This is a genomic window from Floccifex sp. (assembly GCF_051873495.1).
Taxonomy (GTDB): domain Bacteria; phylum Bacillota_I; class Bacilli_A; order Erysipelotrichales; family Erysipelotrichaceae; genus Floccifex.
The window spans coordinates 1-2,149 of sequence record NZ_JBJEEX010000053.1; the positions used below are offsets into that span (position 1 = coordinate 1).

A 2,149-nucleotide genomic window follows, 5' to 3' on the forward strand; every position below is an offset into this window, starting at 1 on the left:
ATAATGAGCTACGCTCGACTCTATATCTCCTGTATATTCAATACCGCCATTCTTCATCACCACCCCCTTCTTGCAAAGACTCTTCACTGCTGCCATGTTATGACTCACGAATAGCACTGTCCTACCCTCTCCGTTTGCCACATCGTGCATCTTGCCGATTGCCTTCTTTTGGAACTCGGCATCGCCTACTGCCAATACCTCATCCACAACGAGGATTTCAGGATCCAAGTGGGCGGCAATGGCAAAGCCAAGGCGGACAATCATTCCTGAGGAATAGCGCTTCACGGGAGTGTCGAGATATTTTTCCACTCCGGCGAAATCCACTATCTCATCAAGCTTGCGGGTTATTTCGGCCTTTGTCATTCCCATAATAGAGCCATTCATATAGATGTTTTCACGACCTGTCATTTCGGGATGAAAACCGGTACCTACTTCAAGCAGGGAGGCAATACGGCCTTTCACCTTTATTAAACCTACAGTAGGGGATGTAACACGAGACAATATCTTCAAAAGCGTGGATTTGCCGGCTCCATTTTTGCCAATGATACCGACAACATCGCCTTGCTCGACATCGAATGAAATATCCTTTAATGCCCATACAAAACGGCTGTCGCCCTTCTTTGTGCGGTCGTTCACCTCACCAATCTTCAGGTAAGGGTCTTCTTTGCCGCGGACACGTGCCCACCAGCGGTTGAGATCCTGGCTCAGTGTGCCTGTGCCAAAAGTGCCAAGCACATACTGCTTGCCCACTCCGTCAAATTCTATTACTTTTCTGCTCATAGCTATTCACAAATAATTCATTCATCTAATTCTCTAAAGAAAACCATAATTATATATTTATTGCAAATTTAGGAAACTAATTTAAAAAGATATTGTATTTTTTCTTTATTAACTAAAAAGTTCTTATTTCATTAATATTATCATTTTAGATTACGAAAATTCCCCAATAATTGAACAATAGTTTGTTCAACCTTATCAGATATTAACATTCTTAACTTGTCAAGCATCGTACATAATACGAATATCAACATATTTACGAAGATTGCCATAAGATGAAAATAATCGCCGCTAATATTACCGACATTTTTCCAAAGTTCTGCATAATAATTATAACGAAAATAAGGATGATCAGAAATTAAATATACACTAAAAGTGGAAGATGAAATAAAAAGTATTATGTTATAGAGTCTCTTTATTTCAATTTTCTCAAAAACGAGGAATAAAGACATTGCTTGTAGAATAACCAATGGAGAATTATAATAGCCAGTGATTCCTTTACAATCAATCCCATAAAGTCTAAAAATAAAATTAACAAACAATAAAAACACAAACAACAGAAGTCTTTGTGACAATAAATTTATCACTATATTATATTTATTTATGTATCTACCCAAAGTATAAATAAAACAAAAATTCATTAAAGTATATCCGGTTCTTCCTTCATTTGTTTGACAAATAAAACCAAAATACACATTAATAATGGACAACGCAAATATCAATAGCAGATGCATCTTTTTCCCTTTCTCGTCTATTATCATATTTAAGAATGGTGCTACCAACAACAATTCAAGATAACAAGTAACAAACCACCAAGAACACCATGGTTGATAATGTGTTATTGGCTCGTGATTAATTGTACAGAGTATAAGTGTATAAAACGTTGGTGGAATCAAAAAATGCACCCATGATTTAACAGATGGTCTCAAACCAAAATAACCAGAAATCAAAATGAAAGTATCAACTCCACACGCAGAAAAAGACCTCCAAAACATAGAACCTAAAGAGTCATCAATAGTATTAGGGTGTCTTGTATGTAGCATCAAGACCATAAACATCGACACCATTCTAAGCAACTCAATATTTGCCAAACGTTTTTTCTTGTCTGGTGAGCTTAATTGACAAGAAACGACCTTATTAATATGCATTTCTTTATCCATTTGTGTCTCTTTCTTTTTCTAATAAAAACTCATCAACAACATATAAATCACTATACAAATACAAAACAGTCTTCTTATTATGCAAATCTTCACAAGTTTTGCTGGCATAGAATAATTCCAATGCCTTTAAGGGCACAATGTCCAAACGCTTGGCTAACTCATCACTTATTGAGCCAATGCGGTTGCTCATAATAATCTCTTGAATAATTGGA

At 36.0% G+C, this 2,149-nt stretch carries 3 protein-coding genes; all 3 read right to left on the reverse strand.

Annotation, left to right across the window (positions count from 1 at the left end):
* The coding region (locus ACI313_RS03435; RefSeq protein WP_439755270.1) for an ABC transporter ATP-binding protein at nt 1–780 on the reverse strand (780 nt) is incomplete at its 3' end.
* A gap of 140 nt (nt 781–920) precedes the next feature.
* Complete coding sequence (locus ACI313_RS03440) at nt 921–1,937, reverse strand: acyltransferase family protein (protein WP_439755271.1); 1,017 nt, start codon at nt 1,935–1,937, stop codon at nt 921–923.
* The coding region (locus ACI313_RS03445; RefSeq protein ID WP_439755272.1) for a hypothetical protein at nt 1,930–2,149 on the reverse strand (220 nt) is incomplete at its 5' end. The genes ACI313_RS03440 and ACI313_RS03445, both read right to left, overlap by 8 nt.